Source organism: Sporosarcina sp. FSL W7-1349 (genome assembly GCF_038003045.1).
Taxonomy (GTDB): Bacteria; Bacillota; Bacilli; order Bacillales_A; family Planococcaceae; genus Sporosarcina.
On the sequence record NZ_JBBOOK010000002.1, the window covers coordinates 615,583 to 640,076 of the forward strand.

The 24,494-nt window shown below is 49.6% G+C and carries 25 protein-coding genes and 2 riboswitches; of the genes, 12 read left to right on the plus strand and 13 right to left on the minus strand.

Features of this window, described 5'->3' with window-relative positions; translation table 11 throughout:
• Positions 1-111 precede the first annotated feature (111 nt).
• A complete protein-coding gene (locus tag MKY41_RS17015) occupies positions 112-813 on the plus strand; it encodes a hypothetical protein (RefSeq protein ID WP_340746198.1) in 702 nt (233 codons plus the stop codon).
• A 321-nt stretch (positions 814-1,134) separates the two neighbouring features.
• On the opposite strand, the gene MKY41_RS17020 is transcribed toward MKY41_RS17015, so the two are convergent.
• The 5 genes from MKY41_RS17020 to MKY41_RS17040 form a co-directional block, all read right to left on the minus strand.
• Entirely contained in the window at positions 1,135-1,557 is a 423-nt protein-coding gene (locus tag MKY41_RS17020) for a hypothetical protein (RefSeq protein WP_340746199.1), read from the minus strand.
• Positions 1,538-2,011, minus strand: coding sequence for a MerR family transcriptional regulator (locus MKY41_RS17025; protein WP_340746200.1), 474 nt, complete (start codon positions 2,009-2,011; stop codon positions 1,538-1,540). The genes MKY41_RS17020 and MKY41_RS17025 overlap by 20 nt, the downstream gene beginning before the upstream one ends.
• A gap of 417 nt (positions 2,012-2,428) precedes the next feature.
• Positions 2,429-3,433 (minus strand): biotin synthase BioB, encoded by a 1,005-nt coding sequence (gene bioB, locus MKY41_RS17030; RefSeq protein ID WP_340746201.1) that lies wholly within the window; start codon positions 3,431-3,433, stop codon positions 2,429-2,431.
• Positions 3,434-4,027, minus strand: coding sequence for a biotin transporter BioY (locus MKY41_RS17035; RefSeq protein ID WP_340746202.1), 594 nt, complete (start codon positions 4,025-4,027; stop codon positions 3,434-3,436). It abuts the gene before it with no gap.
• Positions 4,028-4,231: 204 nt separating this feature from the next.
• Positions 4,232-4,417, minus strand: a complete 186-nt coding sequence (locus tag MKY41_RS17040) for a histidine kinase (protein ID WP_340746203.1) — start codon at positions 4,415-4,417, stop codon at positions 4,232-4,234.
• Between the two features lie 188 nt (positions 4,418-4,605).
• Positions 4,606-4,710: riboswitch (SAM riboswitch) on the plus strand.
• 80 nt (positions 4,711-4,790) lie between these two features.
• Between MKY41_RS17040 and MKY41_RS17045 the strand changes: the two genes are divergently transcribed.
• Both MKY41_RS17045 and metH read left to right on the plus strand, forming a co-directional pair.
• A complete protein-coding gene (locus MKY41_RS17045; RefSeq protein ID WP_340746204.1) occupies positions 4,791-6,650 on the plus strand; it encodes a bifunctional homocysteine S-methyltransferase/methylenetetrahydrofolate reductase in 1,860 nt (619 codons plus the stop codon).
• The gene (metH, locus tag MKY41_RS17050; protein ID WP_340746480.1) at positions 6,631-10,080 is read left to right on the plus strand and encodes a methionine synthase; all 3,450 of its coding nucleotides are present in this window, start codon (positions 6,631-6,633) and stop codon (positions 10,078-10,080) included. Before MKY41_RS17045 ends, metH begins: the two co-directional genes overlap by 20 nt.
• Positions 10,081-10,344: 264 nt before the next feature.
• On the opposite strand, the gene MKY41_RS17055 is transcribed toward metH, so the two are convergent.
• A complete protein-coding gene (locus tag MKY41_RS17055) occupies positions 10,345-10,653 on the minus strand; it encodes a hypothetical protein (RefSeq protein ID WP_340746205.1) in 309 nt (102 codons plus the stop codon).
• 139 nt (positions 10,654-10,792) lie between these two features.
• Positions 10,793-10,963 carry a hypothetical protein gene (locus MKY41_RS17060; protein WP_340746206.1) on the minus strand — a complete coding sequence of 57 codons (171 nt, stop codon included), beginning with the start codon at positions 10,961-10,963 and terminating at the stop codon, positions 10,793-10,795.
• Between the two features lie 185 nt (positions 10,964-11,148).
• Between MKY41_RS17060 and MKY41_RS17065 the strand changes: the two genes are divergently transcribed.
• On the plus strand, positions 11,149-11,538 hold the full coding sequence (locus tag MKY41_RS17065; protein ID WP_340746207.1) for a thiol-disulfide oxidoreductase DCC family protein: 390 nt from the start codon (positions 11,149-11,151) through the stop codon (positions 11,536-11,538).
• Between the two features lie 37 nt (positions 11,539-11,575).
• Here MKY41_RS17065 and MKY41_RS17070 read toward each other — a convergent pair whose 3' ends face one another.
• The gene (locus MKY41_RS17070) at positions 11,576-11,932 is read right to left on the minus strand and encodes a DUF779 domain-containing protein (RefSeq protein ID WP_340746208.1); all 357 of its coding nucleotides are present in this window, start codon (positions 11,930-11,932) and stop codon (positions 11,576-11,578) included.
• A gap of 28 nt (positions 11,933-11,960) precedes the next feature.
• Positions 11,961-13,502, minus strand: a complete 1,542-nt coding sequence (gene adh / locus MKY41_RS17075; protein ID WP_340746209.1) for an aldehyde dehydrogenase — start codon at positions 13,500-13,502, stop codon at positions 11,961-11,963.
• Between the two features lie 279 nt (positions 13,503-13,781).
• Between adh and MKY41_RS17080 the strand changes: the two genes are divergently transcribed.
• The 3 genes from MKY41_RS17080 to MKY41_RS17090 all read left to right on the plus strand — a co-directional run bounded on the left by MKY41_RS17080 (position 13,782) and on the right by MKY41_RS17090 (position 17,198).
• The gene (locus MKY41_RS17080) at positions 13,782-14,936 is read left to right on the plus strand and encodes a S1C family serine protease (protein ID WP_340746210.1); all 1,155 of its coding nucleotides are present in this window, start codon (positions 13,782-13,784) and stop codon (positions 14,934-14,936) included.
• A 145-nt stretch (positions 14,937-15,081) separates the two neighbouring features.
• On the plus strand, positions 15,082-15,783 hold the full coding sequence (locus tag MKY41_RS17085) for a response regulator transcription factor (protein ID WP_340746211.1): 702 nt from the start codon (positions 15,082-15,084) through the stop codon (positions 15,781-15,783).
• On the plus strand, positions 15,780-17,198 hold the full coding sequence (locus MKY41_RS17090) for a sensor histidine kinase (RefSeq protein WP_340746212.1): 1,419 nt from the start codon (positions 15,780-15,782) through the stop codon (positions 17,196-17,198). The genes MKY41_RS17085 and MKY41_RS17090 overlap by 4 nt, the downstream gene beginning before the upstream one ends.
• A gap of 265 nt (positions 17,199-17,463) precedes the next feature.
• Here MKY41_RS17090 and MKY41_RS17095 read toward each other — a convergent pair whose 3' ends face one another.
• Positions 17,464-18,051, minus strand: a complete 588-nt coding sequence (locus MKY41_RS17095; protein ID WP_340746213.1) for a TetR/AcrR family transcriptional regulator — start codon at positions 18,049-18,051, stop codon at positions 17,464-17,466.
• Between the two features lie 119 nt (positions 18,052-18,170).
• Here MKY41_RS17095 and MKY41_RS17100 point away from each other — a divergent pair, with 119 nt between their 5' ends.
• The gene (locus tag MKY41_RS17100; RefSeq protein ID WP_340746214.1) at positions 18,171-18,725 is read left to right on the plus strand and encodes a hypothetical protein; all 555 of its coding nucleotides are present in this window, start codon (positions 18,171-18,173) and stop codon (positions 18,723-18,725) included.
• Positions 18,726-18,777: 52 nt separating this feature from the next.
• Here the strand turns inward: MKY41_RS17100 and wrbA are convergent, their stop codons facing one another.
• From wrbA to MKY41_RS17115, 3 genes are all read right to left on the minus strand, one after another.
• Entirely contained in the window at positions 18,778-19,383 is a 606-nt protein-coding gene (wrbA, locus tag MKY41_RS17105) for an NAD(P)H:quinone oxidoreductase (RefSeq protein WP_340746215.1), read from the minus strand.
• Between the two features lie 58 nt (positions 19,384-19,441).
• Positions 19,442-20,053, minus strand: a complete 612-nt coding sequence (locus MKY41_RS17110) for an alpha/beta hydrolase (RefSeq protein WP_340746216.1) — start codon at positions 20,051-20,053, stop codon at positions 19,442-19,444.
• Between the two features lie 74 nt (positions 20,054-20,127).
• Complete coding sequence (locus tag MKY41_RS17115; protein ID WP_340746217.1) at positions 20,128-21,324, minus strand: DUF3238 domain-containing protein; 1,197 nt, start codon at positions 21,322-21,324, stop codon at positions 20,128-20,130.
• 135 nt (positions 21,325-21,459) lie between these two features.
• A riboswitch (TPP riboswitch) is annotated at positions 21,460-21,567 on the plus strand.
• Between the two features lie 82 nt (positions 21,568-21,649).
• Between MKY41_RS17115 and thiM the strand changes: the two genes are divergently transcribed.
• The 4 genes from thiM to thiW are packed head-to-tail and all read left to right on the plus strand — an operon-like array spanning position 21,650 to position 24,444.
• On the plus strand, positions 21,650-22,462 hold the full coding sequence (gene thiM / locus MKY41_RS17120; protein ID WP_340746218.1) for a hydroxyethylthiazole kinase: 813 nt from the start codon (positions 21,650-21,652) through the stop codon (positions 22,460-22,462).
• Positions 22,459-23,292: a bifunctional hydroxymethylpyrimidine kinase/phosphomethylpyrimidine kinase gene (thiD, locus tag MKY41_RS17125; RefSeq protein WP_340746219.1), complete on the plus strand. Its 834-nt coding sequence runs from the start codon at positions 22,459-22,461 to the stop codon at positions 23,290-23,292. Before thiM ends, thiD begins: the two co-directional genes overlap by 4 nt.
• Positions 23,282-23,950 (plus strand): thiamine phosphate synthase, encoded by a 669-nt coding sequence (gene thiE, locus MKY41_RS17130; protein ID WP_445683347.1) that lies wholly within the window; start codon positions 23,282-23,284, stop codon positions 23,948-23,950. Before thiD ends, thiE begins: the two co-directional genes overlap by 11 nt.
• A complete protein-coding gene (thiW, locus tag MKY41_RS17135; protein WP_340746220.1) occupies positions 23,947-24,444 on the plus strand; it encodes an energy coupling factor transporter S component ThiW in 498 nt (165 codons plus the stop codon). The genes thiE and thiW overlap by 4 nt, the downstream gene beginning before the upstream one ends.
• Positions 24,445-24,494 lie beyond the last annotated feature (50 nt).

Here is a 24,494-nt window from a genome sequence, read left to right on the forward strand (position 1 = left end):
TTAAGATTTGGTTATCTATTATACGATGGAAAGACCGGAACGTTTCATCGGATTGTTGAAACTTTTCAAATGGGCAGGTCGTAAGAAAGAAAAGCGGAAAGGGGAACTGGCATGGGAAGGAATTTATATGACGAAACGATTGCCACGGGGAAGATGAAGCCGAAGTGGTTCTTTTATTTAATCATCATCGCGATCTTTTTAGGATCGGGGCTCTACGCGACAGGCTATGCCACTTATTCATTTCTCGTCATGGGCGAATGGTGGATGGTTCTTCTATTCGGCAGCTTTTTCGCTTTATTCCTTGGAATTGCCTTCAAGATTTACCGTCTGACGCAAAATAAAAAGCCGACGAAGATCATTGCGGTGGCAGAGGAGGAAGCGTACACCATTTACGCCATCAATGAATGGACCGAAGAGGAGAAGGTGACAAAAATCCACTACGGGACCATGGATCGGATACTGATCGGCGTTTGGACAAATCGCGGATTCAAAGGCCGAAAAAGCGATTACGTCGGAGCCCGGCTCATCATTCGCCACCCTGACGCGGACGGAGAAATGATCTATACTTCTTCTGTTGTTTTCGACGAAGAGGTCCTGACCGGGTGGAATGAACGGATCCAAGAGTTCGCCATCCCCGCGTCCATTACGTCCCTCATCATTTCGGAAGTGCTGCCGGAACAATTCGACACGCTCTTCCAAACAATCGACGCCCAGCCTTTTGATGGCAGCTTCTCAGTCAAAGAGTTTTTTGAGAGACAGGATCAGCTTGTCATGTGGCATGCGGATAGGGACCCTCTTTCAGATAGAATATAAGTAAAAAGCACAGATTGAACTCTGCGCTTTTTATTGTCTGGGCTAGATATTCGTTCATCCACAGTCTGTGCCGATAGCGAAACTGGATGACTTGTAAGCAACCCAAGGGCAGGCGCAATCAAGGTCAAGTGAAATACAACGAATAACCCCAATTCCGATACATCGCTATGCAAAAATGACGCCTGATAATTGTAGATTAACAAAGCTGTGTATTTTTACTATAAAAATACCCTTTAGACAAAGCATATCCAAAGGGTAAAGTACCATATCCATCGTGACTTTATGTTACAGAAATTTTCGAACACTTCTGTCACTGTAGCGCTAACCAGTGGGCTGTCTTTTCTTCATAGTGGTGCCCAGTATGATCAAGGTAACATAGATTACGATGGCAATTGAATCTATAAACGTATTCCTGAGTGCTGAAACTTCAAGTAGTGCCGTTATGCCAAGAATGACCATCAATCGGACGATTAGGATGGCCACGATCATCCATGCAGCAAAATGGACCTTCGATCGCTCACTTTGAAATGACATGAATATGAATGCGATGCCGAAGACCAGATTTTCCGCCGTTATAATGTGCCAAACATACGTAAATACCGTCCGGGTATCTATCGGCATGGCTCCAAAGTCGAGCGTCGGCAGCACAACGGATTGCCCGTTCCATGCATGCGTGACGGCAAACAGCACCGCAAGAATGCCTGCAATCAGATAATAAAAATTCCTAACCTTGATGTTGATCACAACCCTCCTCAAATATTTTTGGTTCAACCTCTCGGATATCCTTGTAAAGTTCACGGACGAATTCTGCCAACCTTTGATCGCTTTCGTTATTAAAATCTCTTAACGTTTCAGCTGCTATATCGAGTAGCTGAATGACCTTTTCCAGATGCTTAATCTTCTTGCGCGTTGCTGCGTTCTTGGCATCAAGAAACGCAGCAACCTCTTCGCAGTATACGGAATCCATGCTTTCCATCTTGTGGAAACCAAATTTCCCTTTGATTTCGTCAAGAGAAAAGTCCGCATACCGCATAATCTGAACATTCATCAAGTCTATGAGGTCCTCCTTCGAATACCTGCGGTACCGATTGTCTTTCCGAGACGGCGAAATAATCCCGATCCGGTCATAATACCGAAGTGTATCCTTAGACATCCCAAGTATCTGCGAAGCCTCTTGTATAGAATAAAGTTTTTCCATGAATCCAGAATAACATTTGAGTTGACTCCAGTGTCAATTCATTTTTTTGAATTCCTTTTTAAATCAAAATATTATGCCCGGTGCATTTTTCGATTAAACGCTACCTCGCCCCTCTCCCATATTCGGTCGAGCTTCTTCCATTTCCGCAAGTGGACGTTTTATCATTTCTTTTAATGTCTGTTTGGTATCGGTTGGTTAACCTGTTTCAATCGTCTCTGGGTTTTGTGCTTTTTTTGATTTGGGAAATACCGCTTGAAATGGCGATCCTACGGTTTTCAAACGTGAATGAAGATTATTTGAAAGAAATCAAAGGCATATAAATCCCGACACCGGATTTTGAATTAATGCGGGATCAGCACTGCAAATGGCGCCGTATACGAAAAAGGACTCCCTCGATCAGGAAGTCCCTTCGTTTAATCAAACCGAAACAGGTTCTCTATTCAATGGTTCCAAGTCCACTTCAAAGCCAAGATCTTCGAGCATTTGGCGATCGCGGTCGCTTTCTTGCCCTTCTGTCGTCAAATAATCCCCGATGAAAATCGAATTCGCCGCGTAGAGTCCCAGCGGTTGCAAGCTGCGCAAGTTTACTTCGCGGCCTCCGGAAATCCGGATTTCCTTCGAAGGATTGATGAAGCGGAACAGACTTAATACTTTCAAGCAATAGCGCGGGTTTAATTCATCCGTCCCGCCGAGCGGTGTCCCCTCCACTGCATGGAGGAAATTCACCGGGATTGAATCGGCGTCGAGCGCATGAAGGCTGCGTGCCATCGAAACAACGTCTTCTTTCGTTTCGCGCATCCCGACGATGACACCCGAGCAAGGGGAGATGCCCGCGTTTTTTGCCAGGCCGACCGTATTTACCCGATCATCGTATGTATGCGAAGTCGTGATGTTCTCATGATGATTGGCGGATGTGTTCAAATTGTGATTGTATCGGTCGACGCCAGCTTCTTTCAGCCGTACCGCCTGCTCCGGCTTTAGGATGCCGAGGCATGCGCAGATCGTCATGTCTTGATGTCTTGACTTGATTTCCTTTACGGAATCAATGACAATTTCCAATTCGCTGTTAACCGGCCCGCGTCCGCTCGCCACGATGCAGTATGTGCCCGCGTTGACTGCAGCTGCGCGCTCGGCGCCCGCCACGATCTCTTCCTGTTTCATCATGGCGTATTTCTCAACAGGTGCCTTGGACACGATGGACTGCGCACAATAGCCGCAGTTTTCCGGGCAGAGACCGGATTTCGTATTGATGATCATGTTCAGCTTCACTTTATTCCCGAAGTGATGTTTGCGAATTTGGTACGCTCCGTGCAGAAGCGGCAATAAATCCTCATCTGGACTGTCTAGGATGGCCAGCGCCTCTTCGTCCGTCAATTGGTAGCCCTTCAGCACTTGTTCGGCCAACTTGTTATAATCCCTCATTTATCCATGCCTCACTTTCAATATCTTATACATGCGATGACCGAAAATCCCAGCCAAAACCGCAAGCAAGATGTCTTTTGGCAGCGGCGGCATCATCCAAATCCAAGCTACTTTATACGTAAACGCATCTGGGGCCGCTGCCCAGAACTTATACGCAAAATACAACCAGTTCGTGCCTAGGACGTAGTTGACCACCATCGCGGCAAGAGCAGCTACGATGTACCTTTGCAATTTCCCGTTTTTCTCTACGATTTCCCCTGCTACATACGCTGTTAAGATGAAGGACACGACAAATCCAAATGTCGGATTTAAGATAAACCCGAATCCGCCTTGGAATTTCGAAAATACCGGTGCCCCTGCGAGTCCGATACACATATAGACCGTCATCGCAATTGCGCCAATCCGACTTCCAAGTAGAAGCCCGGCGAGAATCGCAAAGAACGTCTGCAAAGTGATCGGCACTCCACCGATAACAAGAAACGGTACAAACGACGTAATATTGGCACCGATCATCATCAGTGCGGCAAACATCCCACTATACACAAGCGTCAAGGCACTTATGCCACTTTTCGACTTCACTGTTGCTGTCCCCACTTCCCACACCCCCCCGCGTTCAGTTATCTTTATCAGAATAAAATATAACTCATTTTGTGTCAATGTAATATTAAATATAGTTAACACATAGAGTGTCTTAAAAGTGGCCTGATCGTAAACATGCCTGATTAGAAAGCTAGCCCCGAGCCAAGATTTAATAATTTCCTGACAAAAAAAAAAAAACGGATGGCTTATCGCCACCCGTCAGTTTTTTCCTCCTTCATTTTTCGGGAAAAGGAAAAACGAAATGCCCCCGCTCACGATCATTGCTCCAATGGTAATGAATACACGAGATGTCGGCGGGACTTCCTGATAATTTTTACTCAACATCATCCAGCTGAACCCGCCGACAACGAACATAATCGGGATGATAAATTTCAAAGCTCTCAATCATTTCACCCTCTGCTTGCTTTGTTCTGATGCTTTCTATAATACCACACTCCTGGAACAGAATTCGCTTTTGGTAAAACAGACCCTACTCCTCCTAATCCGATACATTACTCGGGATTTTCAGAAAAGACTTGACGTCAGGGCTTTTTAACGATACGATGTTTTCAACAATTCAAATAAAATAATGATTCTTATCAAGAGAAGCTGAGGGAACTGGCCCGGGGAAGCTTCAGCAACCAGCCGGGCGGCAAGGTGCTACCTCCAGCAGGCCTCAATCGCCTGGAAGATAAGAAGGAGTGAATATACACGTCTAAAGCCTTCTTTCTGAATGAAGGCTTTTTTTACTTTAATTAAGAAAGGGAGAACAAAATCCATGTCATTGCTAGATAAATTGAAAACCGATGTGCTGACCGCTGATGGTGCCATCGGGACTCTACTTTATTCGTATGGAATCGACTTTTGCTATGAAGAATTGAATGTTGAAAAGCCTGAAATTATTGAAAAGATCCACCAAGATTATATCCAGGCGGGAGCAGACGTCATTCAGACGAACACTTACAGCGCGAACGCTCTGAAACTGGCACGCTATGGCATGGAAGACCGGGTGAAAGAGTTCAATGAGGCAGCCATCCAGATTGCGAAGAAAGCGGCGGCTCCCGGCGGACAGTTTGTGCTCGGTACGATTGGGGGCATTCGCGGCATCCGGAAAAGCGATGCTACCTTGCAAGAAATCCAGTCGATCGTCCAGCAACAGGCGCAACATTTGCTGATGGGAGATCCAGATGGAATTTTGCTCGAAACATATTACGATTTTGAGGAATTATCCGCTGTCGTCCAGTTGCTTCGCACTATGACCGACACCCCGATCATCGCCCAAGTATCGATGGATGAACCGGGCGTGTTGCAAAACGGTCTTTCCTTGAATGAAGCACTTCATCGATTGGAGGCGCTCGGTGCGGATGTAGTCGGCGTCAACTGTCGTCTCGGCCCGTTCCATACAAACCAAGCATTTGAAGAAGTCACTTTGCCGGAGAAGGCATTTTTATCCGCCTACCCGAATGCGAGCCTTCTTGACGTAGAAGATGGCCGGATCGTCTATGTATCCGAAGCGGATTATTTCGGCCGGGCCGCCCTGTCCCTTCGCAATGAAGGGGTCCGTTTGATCGGCGGCTGCTGCGGTACGACACCGAAGCATATTGAAGCGGCGAAAAAACAGCTCGCCGGACTGGCGCCAGTCGTGGCGAAAGAAGTGAAACAGCAGAAACCGGTCGTCATCCGGGAAGCAAAACCGGCTGTCAACGAACCGATCCACGAAAAAGTGAAGCGGGAGCGGTCTGTCATCGTCGAACTCGACACGCCGCGGACACTAGAAATTGAAAAATTCGTCGAAGGTGCCAACTTGCTGAACGAAGCAGGTGTCGATGCCATCACAATGGCCGATAACTCGCTCGCCTCGCCGCGGATCAGCAATGTTGCAATGGGCGCAATCTTGAAACAACAGTACAACATCCGGCCGCTCATCCATATTACATGCCGTGACCGTAACCTGATCGGCTTACAATCACATTTGATGGGGCTGGATGCGCTCGATATCCAAGATATTCTAGCCGTTACGGGAGACCCGACGAAAGTGGGCGACTTCCCGGGTGCAACCAATGTCTACGACGTCAACAGTATGGAATTAACACAACTGATCAAGCAGTTGAATGAAGGGATTTCCTTCTCCGGCAAACCGCTGAAGAAGAAAGCATCCTTCTCGGTCGCAGCCGCCTTCAACCCGAATGTCCGGGTGGTAGAGCGTGCCGTCAAGCGGTTGGAGAAGAAAATTGAAAGCGGCGCAGATTATTTCATCAGCCAGCCGGTTTATTCAAAAGAGAAGATTGAGGAAATCTACGAAGCGACGAAACATCTTGATACACCGATTTTCATCGGCATCATGCCGTTGACGAATATCCGAAACGCGGAATTCCTGCATAATGAAGTGCCAGGCATCAAATTATCGGACGAAGTATTGGAACGGATGCGCGCTTGCGGAGACGACCGTCAGAAATCGACAGAGGAAGGTATTCAAATCGCCAAGGAACTGGTCGATACAGCGGCCCGGTTATTCAACGGCATCTATATCATCACGCCTTTCCTTCGTTACGATATGTCTTTGGAATTGATTCAACACATTAAAGAACTAGATGCAAAGAAGGAGAGGGAACTTGTCCATGCCGACTCATCCAATTGAACAACAACTTCAGAAGAGAATTCTCATCATAGATGGTGCAATGGGCACAATGCTGCAGGCAGCCGACTTGACGCCGGACGATTTCGGCGGCGAAGAGTACGACGGCTGTAATGAGTTTTTGAATATTACACGTCCGGATGTGCTGGATCGGATTCACCGCGAATACTTGGAAGCGGGCGCGGACATCATCTGCACGAACACATTCGGCGGCACTCCGATCGTCCTCGATGATTATGATTTGGGCGACCGGGCGCATGAAATCAATTTCCAAGCGGCCCAAATCGCGAAGAAATGTGCGGAGGATTTCTCCACCCCGGAATGGCCGCGGTTTGTCGCGGGTGCGATGGGGCCAACGACCAAAACGCTTTCCGTTACAGGCGGCGCGACGTTCGACGGACTGACTGAAGACTTCTACGTGCAAGCGAAAGCGCTGATCGAAGGCGGCTGTGACTTGATTTTAATGGAAACGAGCCAAGATATGCTGAATGTCAAAGCCGGGACACTCGGCATCAAGCGTGCATTCGAAGAGACTGGGAAAGAAATCCCTGTCATGATTTCCGGTACGATCGAGCCGATGGGAACAACGCTCGCCGGCCAAACAATCGAGTCATTCTATATTTCCATCGAGCATATTAAGCCGCTTTCCGTCGGTTTGAACTGCGCAACAGGGCCGGAATTCATGACGGACCATCTGCGTTCCCTATCCGATTTGGCGACAAGCTTTGTCAGCTGTTATCCGAATGCCGGCTTGCCGGATGAAGAAGGTCATTACCATGAATCGCCTGAATCCCTCTCCAAAAAGCTGGAAGGATTTGCGGATAAAGGGTGGTTAAACGTCGTCGGTGGTTGCTGTGGAACGACTCCAGCACATATCAGCGCCATCCGGGAAGCGGTTGATGGGAAAGCGCCTCGTCCACGTCCGGAAGAATCGCATGGCCATGCCGTTTCCGGAATCGACCCCCTTCTCTATGACGATACGATGCGCCCGCTTTTAATCGGCGAACGGACGAATGTCATCGGTTCCCGGAAATTCAAGCAATTGATTGTCGATGGGAAGTTTGAAGAGGCATCCGAAATCGCGCGTGCCCAAGTGCGCGGCGGTGCTCACGTTATCGATATCTGTCTGGCGAATCCGGACCGGGACGAACTAGAAGATATGAAGAAATTCATGCAGGAAGTCGTCAAGAAGGTGAAAGTGCCTCTTGTCATCGACTCGACGGATGAAAAGGTCATCGAAGAAGCTTTGAAATATTCCCAAGGGAAAGTGATCATCAACTCCATCAACTTGGAGGATGGCGAAGAGCGTTTCGATGCCGTTATGCCTCTCGTGAAAAAATACGGGGCGGCCGTCGTCGTCGGAACGATCGATGAAATCGGAATGGCAGTCACCCGCGAACGGAAGTTGGAAGTGGCGGAGCGTTCCTATGAGCTATTGGTCAATAAATGGGGATTGGCTCCAGAAGACATCATCTTCGATCCGCTCGTCTTCCCAGTCGGTACCGGGGACGAGCAATACATCGGCTCCGCTGTAGAGACGATTGAGGGCATCCGCATGATTAAGGAGAAAATGCCTCGTGCGTTGACGATCCTCGGGGTGAGTAACGTGTCATTTGGACTGCCGCCAGTCGGACGTGAAGTGCTGAATGCCGTGTATTTGTACCATTGTACGCAAGCCGGACTCGATTACGCGATCGTCAATACGGAAAAATTGGAACGCTATGCTTCGATCCCGGAAGCGGAAGTGCAGATGGCGAACGATCTATTATTCTCCACAACTGATGAAACGCTGGCCGAGTTCACGAACTTCTATCGCGGCAAGAAAAAAGAGAAGACGGAAGACGATATCCCGAAAACCGTGCCGGAGCGACTGAGCTATTATGTCGTGGAAGGGACGAAAGAGGGATTGATCCCCGACTTGGAAGCCGCTTTGAAAATGTATGATGCCCCATTGGATATCATCAATGGGCCATTGATGGAAGGCATGGCGGAAGTCGGCCGTTTATTCAACGATAATCAGCTGATTGTGGCGGAAGTGTTGCAAAGTGCGGAAGTGATGAAGGCTTCCGTTTCCTTCCTGGAGCAGTTCATGGATAAATCCGCGGATGATACGGGCAAAGGGAAAATCGTCCTGGCGACCGTCAAAGGGGACGTCCACGATATCGGGAAGAACCTGGTCGACATCATTTTAAGCAATAACGGCTATCAAGTCGTCGATCTCGGCATCAAAGTGACCCCTACCACTCTGATTGAAGCCATTCGTAAAGAGAAGCCAGATATCATTGGCCTATCGGGACTTCTTGTTAAATCGGCACAACAAATGGTGTTGACGGCGCAAGATTTTAAAGCCGTGGGAATCGACTTGCCGGTCCTTGTCGGCGGTGCTGCCTTGACGCGCCGATTCACTGAAACGAAAATTGCACCAGAATACGATGGTCCGGTCCTGTATGCGAAAGACGCGATGTACGGACTCGAACTGGCCAACCGTCTTCAAGATAAAGAAGAAAAACAAGTTTTGTTGAATGAATTGATTGAACAGCAAGAGCGCCGGGCTGAAAACGACGCGATTAAAGCGGCGAAACAAGCCGATGCAGGAGCTGTCGCTGTGGCGGTACGTCCGGTGAAAACGGTTCGGGAAGACGTGCCGGTTCGCATGCCGACCGACTTGCGTCGACGCGTCTTGAAAGACTATTCCGTTTCTCATCTGTATCCATACGTCAATATGCGCACGTTGATCGGCCATCATCTCGGCCTGCGTGGCAATGTCGATAAAATGCTGGAAGAGCGGGAACCGCGGGCAGTCGAGCTGCATCAAATGGTCACCGGCTTCCTGGAGTCCGGCAATCTGACAGCGTCCGGGATGTATCGATTCTTCCCGGCTCAATCCGACGGCGACGATGTCATCATCTATGACCCGGAAGATGGGAAAACGGAAATCGAACGTTTCACTTTCCCGCGCCAAAGCAAGGAACCTTTCCTATGCCTGGCCGATTATTTGAAACCGGTCAGCAGCGGTATCATGGACTATGTTGGCTTCATGCAAGTGACCGCGGGACATGGCGTCCGCGAATATGCCAACCGATTAAAAGCAGAAGGGAAATTTTTGGAGAGCCACGCATTCCAAGCGACCGCGTTGGAGCTCGCGGAAGGATTCGCCGAACGGGTTCACCAAGAAATGCGCGACCAATGGGGAATTTCCGATCCGACCGACTTCACAATGCGCGAACGGTTCGCGGCGAAATACGAAGGCCAACGTTTCTCCTTCGGCTACCCGGCCTGTCCAAACTTGGAAGACCAGGCGAAACTATTCGGTTTGCTGAAGCCGGAAGATATCGGCGTCCACCTCACCGAAGAGTTTATGATGGAGCCAGAAGCCTCCGTCTCTGCCATCGTCTTCGCCCACCCGGATGCACGCTACTTTAATGTGGATTAATTTGACTGTCACCCCATCAAAACGAAAACGTTTTGGTGGGGTTTTTCGGTTTGGCGGGGTTGTTGGATAACGGCACTTGGTTGTTGGACAACTTCCTGGATTGGTTGCACAGTTTGGTCAGTTCGTTGGACATCTCTCACGCCTAGTTGAAAACCTTAACCTCTCATTTCCCCAGCCAAGATTTGTCATTCCCAACAAAAAAACCCGTCCGCGGGTGAATAACCGGCGGACAGGGCAATTTTATTAATCATGCTCATTTCTTTATTATCTCCAAGGTCTGCGGCCTCGGCCAAACCCCCGGCCAAATCCTCCACCCATCGTCGGTCCGAATCCCGGGCGCGCCTGAACTGGTGGGCCCATGACCGTTTCATTCAATTCTGTATAATAATGTCTTGGCACGTCAACGTAGTGCTGTACGTTCACATTGACAAATGGATGGATATAAGGGACCTCTCGTGGAATAAATGAATTGTGGCAACGATATTGGGTCGGGCACACAACCGCCTCCGCCTGGCTCATTGGCATGACCTGACCGTGGCAATGTCCATGGTGATGTCCGTGATGCATCATCATATTCTCACCTCCTCCTTCCTCTATTACATGCGGAAGGGAAGCAAAAGCACGGGCGAGCAACCAGAGCCTAGCACTTTACCGTAAAAATTCCATATTTACATGCAAAAAAATAAAAACCCCACAACCATTGTGAGGTTTCTTACTGGTAAGCAGCTGGCAAATCCTCTTCATCAAATCCTTCAGGCTCGGACCTTTTTGGCCTGGCCGTTTCATAGTCAGGCGCGCCTTCTCCGACCATGCCCAAGGAAGCGATAAAATCCTCATCCCTGCGAAGCTCCATTTCTGTTGGATCAATAAACTGGCGTTCCATCATCGATCACTCCTCAACCATTATTCCGTGACAGAATACGTTGAAACACCTAAACCTTGCAATCTATTCTTATACTCTATTATACGGAGTATTCTGTCTTTTGTAAAGGTATATGCAGAAGACGTTTCAATGGGATGGCAGAGGTTATACTATAAGATAGAGAAGATTATGCAGGAGGTGTAGAGATGAAACGTATTGTTCTGTTTGATGGAGAATGCAATTTCTGTGACGCCAGTGTACAGTTCATCCTGAAACGTGATCCAGCTGCCCATTTCCTGTTTGCCTCGCTGCAAAGCGAAACCGGGGAGCAACTCAAAAAACAGTATCATATCCCCGATGATGTCGACAGCATCGTTTTGATTGAAAAGGGAAAAGCGTATACCAAATCCTCTGCGGCCCTCCATATCGCGAAAAAGCTGGATGGGCTTTGGCATTTATTGTTCCTTTTCATCCTCGTTCCGCGTCCAATCCGGGATGCTGTCTATGATTATGTAGCAAAAAATCGTTATAAGTGGTTCGGGAAAAAAGATGCCTGCATGCTTCCGCCTCCTGAGATTCGAAAACGGTTCATTTAAGAAAAGGCCGTCCGATGTCTCGGACAGCCTTTTTGTATTAAGCTTGCAGTTGCTGATTCTCCTCTGCCGTGAAGGCACGGGATCTCGTTAAAAAGCGTTTCCCTTCCACACCTTCGAGCGAGAACATGCCGCCCCGACCTTCCACGACATCGATGATGAGCTGGGTATGCTTCCAATAGTCGAACTGGTTTTTGTGCATATAGAACGGGACTTCGCCGATAGATCCAAGCAGCACGTCCTGATCGCCGATGATCAGGTCGCCCTCCGGATAACACATCGGTGAAGAGCCGTCACAGCAACCGCCTGACTGATGGAACAGAAGCGGACCGTGTTTCCGCTTCAGGAAATCGATCAGTTCCAAAGCTGCGTCCGTTGCGATGACGCGATCCGGCAAAGCTTCCACATCCCTTCGATTGATCCGATCAGAAGAACCCTTGCTTATTCGGGCTGTAGCTCACGAGCATGTTTTTCGTCTGCTGATAGTGCGAAAGCATTTGCAGATGATTTTCGCGTCCGATTCCCGATGCTTTATAGCCTCCAAACGCTGCATGGGCAGGGTAAGCATGGTAGCAGTTCGTCCAGACGCGTCCCGCCTCGATTTTCCGACCGAACCGGTACGCCGTATTGATGTCACGTGTCCAGACGCCCGAACCGAGACCGTACAATGTATCATTCGCGATTTCCAACGCTTCTTCTTTCGTCTTGAAAGTCGTCACCGACAAGACCGGACCGAAGATTTCCTCTTGGAAAATCCGCATTTTATTATTCCCTTTGAAGACTGTCGGCTGAACGTAGTAGCCGCCTTCCAACTCCCCTTCCAGTCGGTTCTGCTCCCCGCCGGTCAGGCATTCTGCGCCCTCTTGCTTGCCGATATCGAGATAGGACAAAATTTTCTCCAGTTGCTCCGTCGATGCCTGGGCACCCATCATGACAGATGGATCAAGCGGGTTTCCAATTTTAATCGCTTTGACACGTTCCAGAGCACGCTCCATGAATTCATCATAAATCGACTCCTGAATCAAGGCGCGCGAAGGGCATGTGCACACTTCCCCTTGGTTCAGCGCAAACATGACGAAGCCTTCAATCGCTTTATCCAGGAATTCATCGTCTTCCGCCATCACATCCTCAAAGAAGATGTTCGGCGATTTTCCGCCTAGTTCCAGCGTGACCGGAATAATATTTTGCGAAGCATATTGCATGATGAGTCGACCTGTCGTCGTCTCTCCTGTAAACGCAATCTTGCCGATCCGCGGATTGGAGGCAAGCGGTTTTCCGGCTTCCAATCCGAAACCGTTGACGACATTGACTACGCCTGCCGGCAATAAATCCTCGATAAGTTCAATTAAGACCATGATCGAAGAAGGAGTCTGCTCTGCCGGCTTCAATACGACACAGTTCCCTGCAGCAAGGGCGGGTGCCAGTTTCCAAACCGCCATGAGAAGTGGAAAATTCCAAGGGATGATCTGGCCGACGACTCCGATCGGCTCATGGAAATGGTACGCAACTGTATCGTCATCAATCTGGCTTACACCGCCCTCTTGCGAACGGATAGCCGACGCGAAATACCGGAAGTGATCGATGGCGAGCGGCAAATCGGCGTTCAATGTTTCACGGACCGCCTTGCCGTTTTCCCAAGTTTCTGCAACAGCCAACATTTCCAAGTTCTCTTCCATGCGATCGGCGATTTTCAAAAGAATATTCGCACGTTCCGTCACCGACGTCTTCGCCCATGAATCCTTCGCCGCATGGGCTGCATCCAGGGCAAGCTCGATATCTTCCTTCGTCGACCGGGCAACTTGGGTAAATACTTTTCCTGTCACCGGTGTGACATTATCAAAGTACTCCCCGTTTACAGGGGCTGTCCATTTACCGCCAATAAAATTGTCGTACCGTTCCTTGAAGTTCACCTTTGCTCCATCCGTGTTTGGAAACGCATAAACTTGACTTTCTGTGGCTTGTACCAAATTCCATTCCTCCCTTGATTATTTTTCGTTTGGTAACCGGCGGCTCAATTTGCACGCAAGATTACCATATGCTGCAAGCTTCCCTGATATGTCCTCTTTTTCATTTACATATTGGAGCTTGTCCTATCATTCTGTCAGACTACCTCAAATTTTTCAACTATTAAGTTTATGTAAAATTAGAAATGTCGGGTTGTAAAGGTTTGTTCAATCACCCGTAATAATTTGTTCATAATTCATTCGTAAGATTGAAGCAGATGAATTACAAAGGAGACGGATACAATGGAACATTCAAAAGGCAAACAATTCTTATCTACTCTGGCGGCAGGTGTCCTCGGCTCGATGTTGACATTGGGCGTTGTTGCAAACACCGACTTGCTCACCGCTAAGACGCAAGAGGTTTCGGGAAGTGAAACGGCAACGGCCAATTATCAAGTGCAACCTACTTCCGTAAAAAGTGCGGCTTCCCTATCGGATATGGTAGAACAAGCTTCCGGAGCGATTGTCGGCATCGTCAATTATCAAAATACGGGGAATCGGTTTGCACAGGCCAGCCAAAGTATCGAGGCCGGTTCCGGCTCAGGCGTGATTTATAAAATTGATGGAGATAATGCGCTAATCGTCACAAACAACCATGTAATCGATGGGGCGGCCAAAGTGGAAGTCGTCTTGGACAATGGTAAGAAAACGGATGCCGAAATCATCGGAAAAGATGCGTTAAGCGATCTCGCTGTCTTGAAAATTGATGCCAAATATGCCGAAACCGTGCTGGAATTCGGCGATTCAGACACCCTCCGTGCTGGCGATCAGGTCATCGCGATCGGGAATCCGCTCGGACTTGATTTTTCCGGAACGGTCACCCAAGGGATTGTCAGTGCGGTCAACCGGTCGATAGACGTCAAAACTTCGGCGGGCAACTGGGAAATGAACGTTATCCAAACAGACGCAGCCATCAATCCCGGTAACAGCGGCGGTGCTCTGCTTGATACGGACGGAAAAGTGGTCGGCATCAACAGCTTGAAAATTGCCGAGAACGGTGTGGAAGGCCTCGGCTTCGCCATTCCGAGCAATGACGTCATCCCGCTTCTTGAGGAGATGGTCGAACACGGCCAAGTGGAACGGGCCTATATCGGCATCGGTCTTGCCGATCTTGCCGAAGTACCGGCCATGTACGTTCAAGACCTTCCAAAATCCGTGACAGGCGGTGTCTTGGTTACAAGCGTCGATCCTTCTTCAGCAGCAGGAAAAGCCGGCTTGCAACAACAGGATGTCATCACGGCGATCAACGGAACAGACATCGAAAATTCCGTAGAACTCCGTAAATTTCTCTATTCCGAGTTATCGGTCGGCGACAAAGCGAAGTTCACAATCTATCGTGGCAATGAAAAACAGACCATCGAACTGACCTTGACGAGCACGTCATCTAGAGAAGGGTAAAAACAAAAGCGCAACACTTTTTATTTACAGTATTGATCGGAAATTGCCCGTACTTCTTGAAACGCCGACTTCCTTGATAATCCTCCAAGGTTGATTATTTCCCGAAATCGTTTTACCTTGAATGAAAGGACAAGGAGGGCGGCCCATGAAAATATTAGTGATTGAAGACAATGAAAGCGTGGCCTCGATGATTGAGCTCTTCTTTTCCAAGGAAGGGATCGACGGGGAATTTGTCCAGGACGGATTGGAAGGCTATCAGCGGGCAAGCGGCGAACATTGGGATTGCCTGATCATCGATTGGATGCTCCCCGGCATGGACGGTGTCACGATTTGTCGGAAACTACGGCAAGCTGATGTCGATATTCCGATTATCATGCTGACCGCCAAAGATAGTGAATCCGATCAAGTGCTCGGCTTGGAAATGGGTGCGGACGATTATGTGACGAAACCGTTCAGCCCCCTCGCCCTCATGGCGCGTATCCGGGCGGTGACCCGACGTTATGCTCAGCCGCCTGTCCCTCCCGAGGAAGAAGGGGTTCTCCGGACAATCCATTTTAAAATGGACACCAACACCCGGGAAGTGTTGCTTGACGGAAAGCCGATCCCCAACTTGACACCGAAGGAATTCGATCTGCTTCATTTCTTCCTTCAACATCCGAGACAGGTGTTTTCCCGGGAGCAGCTCCTCGACCGTGTCTGGGGTTATGATTTTTACGGGGATGATCGCACCGTCGATGTCCATATCAAACGGCTGCGCACGAAAATCTCGACGGAAGACCGCCCCTTCTTCCATACTGTTTGGGGGGTCGGCTACCGATTTGATGAAACAAGTGGTGACCCGGCATGAAAGTGAAGGTCCTCTACCAGCAGCTCGCCAGCCATATTAGCGTCATCTTAATCGCCTTTCTGCTGTTGAGCCTGCTGTTTTCCCATTATATTGAGCGATTCGTCTATGACAATAAAACTGAAGAGCTCACCTTGTACGGCAAGGAAATCTTACGCGACATCGAAAGGGATCGGCCGAATTCCAACCGGATTCTCCAATCGTACGGTCATGTGCTGAACGGGCGGGATATCCAATACAGCCTGTTCGACGAGAATTCCGCAATCATTTATTCCACCGGCTTGAAAACGCCTTTGGTGGAGTTGAATGAAAAAGAGTGGAACCTCATTACAAATGGACATTCCGTCATCGTCAAGCAGGATTATAAACGATTTGACGTCGGCGTCACGTTCGTTTTGCTTCCTTATATCCATAACAACCAGTTCATCGGTGGCATCCTGCTCACCTCCCCCATCAAAGGATCTCGGGAGATCATTTCGCAGATGAATCATTATTTGATTTACACGACATTGATCGCTTTAGGAGTAGCACTTCTCATCAGTTGGATTTTGTCGACGTTCCATGTGAAACGTGTCGAACGATTGCGGCAAGGTGCGTCACATGTAGCCCAAGGAGATTATACTGTCCGGATCCCTTCCTCGAATTTTGACGAAATCGGGGAGTTGTCCGGTGATTTCAATCGGATGGTGGAAAAGTTGGAAGCGTCGCAAGCAGAAATCGAGAACCTGGAAAATCGGCGGCGGCAATTCATGGCGGATGTCTCCCATGAGTTGCGGACTCCGCTGACGACAATCCGCGGCATCATGGAAGGGTTGCGCAATGATATGATTTCTGAATCGGAAAAGGAAAAAGGCTTGAACCTAGCGAGCAGTGAAACAATGCGGCTCATCCGTCTGGTGAATGAAAACCTCGATTACGAAAAGATTCGGGCCAATCAAGTGAAACTCGATAAGCAGAGCATCCAGCTCATCGATTTATTCGAGATTACGAAGGAACAATTGGAAGGACAGGCACAGAACAGAGGGAATAGCATTCAGATCGAGGTCGAGCCGACAATCCATGTTCTGGCCGACTATGACAGGCTTCTGCAAGTGCTGATCAATATTACAAAAAACAGCATCCAGTTCACAGAGAATGGATTGATTCGACTACGGGGCTTCGACGAAGAAGAATACACCATCATTGAAATCGAGGACACCGGAATCGGCATGGACCCGGAAGAAATTGAAAAGATTTGGAGCCGCTTCTACAAGGCGATCGTCTCCCGGACAACGAATCCATACGGGGAATTCGGCCTCGGCCTGTCCATCGTCAAACAACTGATCACCCTCCACGGCGGAACGATCGAAGTCGCCAGTGCGAAGGGACAAGGAACCGTGTTCACCATTGCCTTGCCGAAAACTGCGGGAGATTCTTGAACGTCCGGATGTTTTCCCGAGCGAAAGTGCCGACTTGCAAGCGAACCGGACTAAAGTACAAGCAACCGGCTACGGAATGCAAGCAAGCTGGTCGGCAATGCAATCAAACCTCGAACCAATTCAATTAACCTCCGTCTGGCATCCGTTGCAACTTAAAAAGGCTGTCCCCTTGTACATCTTGGAGACAGCCTTTCATTCTGCTTGGGCCAAATAAATAATCCCTTCTCTTTGAATGACATCAAACTTACGACAAACAAAAATTTCTTCACTGCTGACAGATGGAATCGATGTGGTAGCGGATCGTGGCAATCACTTGTTCACTCTTCAAACGCTTCGGCTCGAAGAAAGCATGGATGGCAATTCCATCAATGAGGGAATAAAGCCGCTCAACCTCCAACTCAAAATCAAGCCCTTCTTTCAACACCCCGCTTGCCGCTAAATGGCCCACCAGTTTTTGTACACCTTCCAAAATCATATCCTCTGGTATCGCTAATGTATCTTTCCGATGCCGGACATGAGCCATGAACGCAAACCACACTTCCATTTCAGCACGTGTCTCGGCATTCACCGGCACAATTTCCAACAAAACGGCGATGACCATTTCTTTCGGCTGCAAATCCCTTGTTACGACAGATCCGATTCGCGCGGTCGCCCGCTCTTGCACGAGAGTCATTGCATAGACTAGCAAATCATCTTGGTTCGAAAAATAATGACGGAGCGCTCCGAGCGAGAGCCCCGCCTCCTCCGCAATATTCCGCACTGTTGCCCCTTCCATCCCTTTATCCAAAATGACCCGCCACATTGCCTCGGCAATCTGCTCGCGTCTTTTCTCGTGATCGACAATTTTCGGCATACTTTTATTTTAGCAAATTAATTTTTCTGCGCAATATATAGTACACTTGTATTAAATAAAACAAATAATGTATAATAACTTTAAATTAATACAATTGTATTAAAAAGGAGTGTGCGCTTATGAATTTGATCGCCTGGACGATTATTGCATGTGAGATTGGTTTTTGGATCGTCATCCTGCTTGGGTTACTGACCCGTTATGTGTTCAACCGGAAACAGCTCGGCTTGTTTTTCTTGGCCCTGACTCCCGTTATCGATCTTCTATTATTGACCGTCACCGCAATAGATTTATACAACGGCGCAGCGGCAACACAGATCCATGCCTTGGCCGCTGTGTACCTGGGCGTATCGATTGCGTTCGGTAAAAGCATGATTCGTTGGGCTGATGAACGGTTTCGCTACTATGTCAAAAAACAAGGCGAGAAGCCAAAGCGAAAAACCGGTTGGGCATACGCACGCCACTCCATGAAAGGGTCATTCCAGCATCTTGTTGCTTTCTTAATCGGTGGTGCTCTGTTACTGCTGATGATTTATCTCATCGGTGATTCGGAAAAAACGACCGCCCTATCCGGCGTGCTGAAAACATGGGCACTTATCCTTGGCATCGACTTCGCAATTTCTGTTTCGTATTTCATTTGGCCACGGCCGGAAAAAAAGAAACATAATGTTTCCTAATGGTACGGGCGCACCTAAAAAAGAACAACCGGCCCCCGCAGGCCGGTTGTTCTTATGCGTTCAGATGTTGCAATGCTTCTGCCACTTGTACAGTGCGTTTAGCTTGGTGTTTGACAGCAGCTTGCACGTCCTCAATCATTTTGCCATCCTGTCCCACCGTGACGCTTGTTCCATATGGGTTACCACCCGCCCCGAATGTGACGGCATCCGTGTAGCCCGGTGCTGCGACAATCGCTCCCCAGTGATACATGGTCGTGTACAAAGAGAGGATAGTCGCTTCTTGGCCGCCATGTGGATTTTGTGCAGAGGACATGGCGCTCACGGCTTTATTCGCAAGCTTGCCTTGCGCCCAAAGACCGCCTGTCGTATCCAGGAAGTTCTTCATCTGCCCGGGCATATTGCCGAACCGGGTCGGTACGCTGAAAATGATGGCATCCGCCCATTCCAAATCCGCTGGAGCAACATCCGGCACGTCTTTTGTCGCGTCCACATGCGCCCGCCATGCCTCATTAGAATCAATAGCTGCTTGAGGTGCAGTCTCAGGAGCTTTCAACACCTTGACTTCCGAGCCGGCTTCCTTCGCCGCCTCCGCCGCCCATTGAGCGAGCTGGTAATTGGTCCCCGTCGAGCTATAATACACAATGGCTGTTTTCACCATATTCCTCTTCTCCTCTCTTGATTTCCAAAATAGCATGTCTATCCGATCTTCTTTTTATTCACTGGACGATGTTCTTTCCATACCAATCCGCCGCGGCTTCCACTTCCGATCGGGTGAGTGAATGACCGTTCATTTCCCAATGAATCGCCGTTTTCGCACCTGCCCCATTCAATAAATTCGCCAATTCCTCCGCTTCTTCCGGCGGACACATCGGATCGTTCTTCCCTGCAGCTATGAACACCCGGACCCCTGCCAAATCGGGCAACTCCACCCCGCGTCGAGGAACCATCGGATGATGCAGGATGGCCCCCTTCAAACTGTTTGCATGATGGAATAGCAAACTCCCCGCAATATTGGCACCGTTTGAATACCCGATCGCCACCACATTGGAACGCTCGAAGTTATATTTTTCGGCAGCCTCGTCAAGGAATTGGTGCAATTCTGCCGTCCGGGCAATCAAATCCTCCTCGTCAAACACTCCTTCCGCCAAGCGCCGGAAGAAACGGGGCATGCCGTGTTCCGACACATTCCCACGCACACTCAACACCGATGCTTGCGGATCGACCCACTCCGCCAATTGCAATAAATCCTGTTCCGTTCCGCCCGTGCCGTGCAGCAGAAGCAAGGTTGGCCTTTTCGGATTCTGTCCTTCTTTGAATATATGGATCATTTCTTCACCTCGTAATTTATCTTTAATTCAAGATAAATATATCAGTGCTTCTCCCGGCTGTCAAAAAGTCTGTTTCACTGCAGGTTCGAAATGCGCCAATATTGCCAAGCGACAATCCGCGACATCCAGGCAAGTCCTTTGCTTGCCGCGAGGTGGATGTCTTCCCAATCTCCATCGCCTCTAGCCAAATAGACTTCATGATGTGGGGCTTGATCATGATAGCCCCAAATATCGAACAAACCGTCCCGCCGCATGACCGCCGTTACTTCGTAGTCGATTTGCGGTGCTGTAGTCAGCGGATTGCCGACTGCATGCTGAAGGAGAAAGCCGGTCTCATCTTCCCCGTGATCCAATCGTTCCAGCGTGATACCGTCGGGTGAAGCGGTCGCCCGTTCCCGAAAACGCTTCAAATAATTATAGGCGACCGACTCCCCGACCTGCTTCGTAAAGGTCAATGGAGAACGAGCTAAATCATAGGTAAGTTCGATATCGACCCGCGTCCGGAAACCTTTGCCGTCCGAAGCAAAACCTCGGCCATCTCCTTTGAAATAATGGTTCGGCGACAGGACATTGGGGTTCGTAATCCATTGCTCTTGCAAGAAAGTCGTATAGCGGAATTTCCAGTGGTCCACCCGTTTCCGAGCTTTCTTCTCCTTGACAGGCAACAGCAACTGACTCGGGGATGCAATTTCCTTTGTCATTAAAAATTGCTCTACTTCCGCCTCTTCTTTCGTAGCAAACGGATTGACGGCGCCAAACACTTGTGACACAACGGATTTGCTGACGTTCAACCGTTCCTCGGACTGGGCCAAGGGGCGTTCTGCGTGGATGGAGTAGATGGAAGGTTCGTCTACTAGGATGTCCCGGTCAATATAACGATTCCCTCTCACCGTTTCTACATAAACCCCGTTGCGGAAAATATGATATTCTTCGATGTCTTTGATCTTCTCCCAAGACAGCGCAATCTGTGTCTTGGCAACAATTGTTGTCATGACGATGGATTGCAGGGGATTCTCCTTATTCTTTTCCTCTGCGAACGCAGATGTTTGAAGAACGATCACATCGACCACTTCCCCATTTTCAAGCCGTTCGACCGTGTACGTATAGAATTTCGCATGGGTGAAATCCCCATCACTGAACTCCGCGACCGTCCCTTCGTACAAATGCGTTCCATCTTTATACACACGATACAGTCCGCCGACATCATTCCATGTGAATGAAATGAGATCCGCCTTGTGCAAGACTGTCTGAATCTCAAATAATGACTGCATGGACGCGAAGCCTCCTTCTACTCTTCATAATTGCTTGTTTTGGAAGAGACTAAACCTGGTTGGGCATCTTATTCCGAATTCCCTTATTGCTATCACTTGAAACTATGTTATAGTGAAGTGGAAAATAAATTCATATTTCACCACTAGGGGAGTCCTGTAGAAGGACTGAGACGCGTATGGATATGCGGACCCTTGGAACCTGATCTGGTTGATGCCAGCGGAGGGAAGTGGAGTGGCAATTGCAATCGTTCATTTTTCCAACACGTCCGCTTCCTGATCCGATCAGGAGGCGGATTTTTTAATGTCAAAAAAGGAGTGGATTGTCATGTCAAACTCACCAAAACTTCTTCTACAACAATTACGGAAGGACCAACCTCTCGTTCACTGCATCACGAATATTGTCGTGGCCAACTTCCAGGCGAACGGCCTGCTTGCGTTGGGTGCGTCTCCGGTGATGGCGGATGCGGTCGAGGAAGCTGCTGAAATTGCGGCCGTCTCTTCTTGTACCGTCCTGAATATCGGCACCTTGAAGGCGGTCACGGTCGAGGCGATGATTCTCGCTGGCAAGAGTGCCAATGCGCATGGGAAACCGGTCGTTCTGGACCCGGTCGGAGCCGGAGCGACTGCGTTCCGCAAGCAGTCTGTGCTGCGTATTTTGGAGGAGGTCGATGTCACGCTCATTCGGTGTAACGCAGGGGAACTGGCGGCCATTGCAGGTGTTGATTGGCAGGCGAAAGGCGTCGACGCCGGAGAGGGAGAAGCGGACGTGGTGAAATTGGCAAAACAAGTCGCAACTACCCACGATTGCCTCGTTGCGGTATCTGGCGAAGTCGATATCGTCACGGACGGACAGAATCTCTTGTCCATTACTGGCGGACACCCATTAATGACGCGAGTGACTGGCGTGGGTTGCCTGTTAAGTTCCGTAGTAGGCGCTTTTTTAACCGTGGCGAATGAAAAACCATTGGAGGCGGCCGCCACGGCTTTGGCTTTCTATAAACAAGTTGGGGAACATGCGGCAGAAGCGGCCACAGGACCCGGAGATTTTGCAGTTCATTTTCTGAATGGATTGGCTTTAACGGAAGACCGATTGATTACAATAGGGGATTTTATTTCACAAGGAGGCATTTCACTATGACAGCAGTAGCGTTAACGATCGCTGGTTCAGATAGCGGGGGCGGGGCCGGCATCCAAGCCGATCTGAAAACCTTTCAGGAATTGGATGTATTCGGTACATCCGCACTGACCGCGGTCACGGCACAAAATACACTTGGCGTACATGGCGTCTATCCGATTGAAGCAGCTGGTGTCATTGCGCAGATAAAGGCAGTCTTGGAGGATTTCCATGTCGGTGCGGTGAAGACGGGGATGCTCTTTTCGGCTGACATCATTACAACGGTGGCACAGACATTACGAATGTACGGACCACCGGCATTGATCATTGACCCAGTCATGATTGCAAAAGGCGGCGCTTCCCTCTTGCAAGAAGAGGCAGTGCATGCGTTACAACAGGAACTTATTCCGATTGCGGCAGTCATCACACCGAACATCCCGGAAGCAGAAGTCCTGACAGGGGTTTCCATCGAAACGGATGACGACGTCTTGGAAGCGGCGGAGAAATTGTTGGAGCTCGGGGCCCAGGCAGTCGTTATGAAAGGCGGCCATCGCCACAACGAAAAATTTGCGGAAGACCTATTCCTCTCCGCGGATGGCGAGCGGTTCATTCTCCGCTCGGAGCGGATTAACACGAAGGATACGCATGGTACCGGCTGTACGTTCTCAGCAGCCATCACGGCATGGATGGCAAACGGAAAAACGGCTGGAGAAGCCGTGGCGGAGGCGAAACAATTCATCCAAGCGGCCATTCGGGATGGATTGGAACTGGGCGCCGGACACGGCCCGACCAATCATTGGGCCTATCGTCGCCTTGGCGAAAACGCAGGAAAGGGTGTCGTCCTTGTCGATTAAAGAGCAGTTGAAATTATATTTCATCATGGGATCGAATAATACCGGAGCAGTCGAACCGCTCAATGTGTTGGAAGCGGCACTCCAGGGAGGTGTAACCTGTTTTCAATTACGGGAAAAAGGGGAAGGAGCGTTGACCGGAGAGGCAAAACGGGAATTTGCGCAGCAATGCCAGCAGCTCTGTCAGCGCTACAACGTCCCGTTCATCGTCAATGATGACGTGGAATTGGCGATAGCCGTCGATGCAGACGGCGTCCATGTCGGACAGGACGACATGGAAGCGGGACGCGTGCGGGAACGGCTCGGGTCCAATAAAATCCTAGGCGTCTCTACCCACACATTGGAAGAGGTTCAACAAGCGTTAGCAGCCGGCGCGGATTACGTCGGCATGGGTCCCGTTTATGCGACCATTTCGAAAGCGGATGCCAAGCCGGTCGCGGGAACTGGGTTGATCCGGAAAACGACTTCACTTCATCCCGATCTGCCGATTGTCGGCATCGGAGGCATCACACTAGATAACTTCGAGCCCGTCATTCAAGCCGGTGCCAGCGGGGTGTCCTTGATTTCGGCCATTGCGTCGGCAGACGATCCTTTCGCCACGGCCCAGAAATTTGCGGCAGCGATCGGAGAAATCGTACAGAGGGAAGGGGCTTCATCATGAATACTCGCAAGATGGTCATCATGACGATGTTCGTCGCGATTGCGGTGGCAGGTTCGACGTTCGTTTCATTCCCGGCAGGTATCGCACGGGCTTATCCGATCCAGCACGCCGTCAACGTCATCTCGGCGATCCTGCTCGGACCAGTGCCCGCCGTCATCATTGCCTTTTTAACGGGATTGGTGCGGATTTTGACCGGCACCGGCTCCCTGTTGGCATTCCCCGGCGGCATGATCGGCGCGTTCTTGGCGGGTATACTATATAAACGATTTGGAAAGGCCTGGCTCGCCGGCGTAGGTGAAATGGTCGGTACTGGCATCCTCGCCTCCTTGTTCGCCGTCCCGTACGCCAAAATTCTGATGGGCACGACGTTCACAGCATTCTTCTTCGTCCCGCCCTTCCTCGTTTCGAGCGTCAGCGGCGCCCTGCTCGGCCTTGTACTAGCCGCCCGTTTGCAGGATACCCGGATTTCGTCGAAGATTGGACAGATGGAATGAACATGCAACGCCAGTAATCCCGGAAGCGGGTGCTGGCGTTATTTTATCGT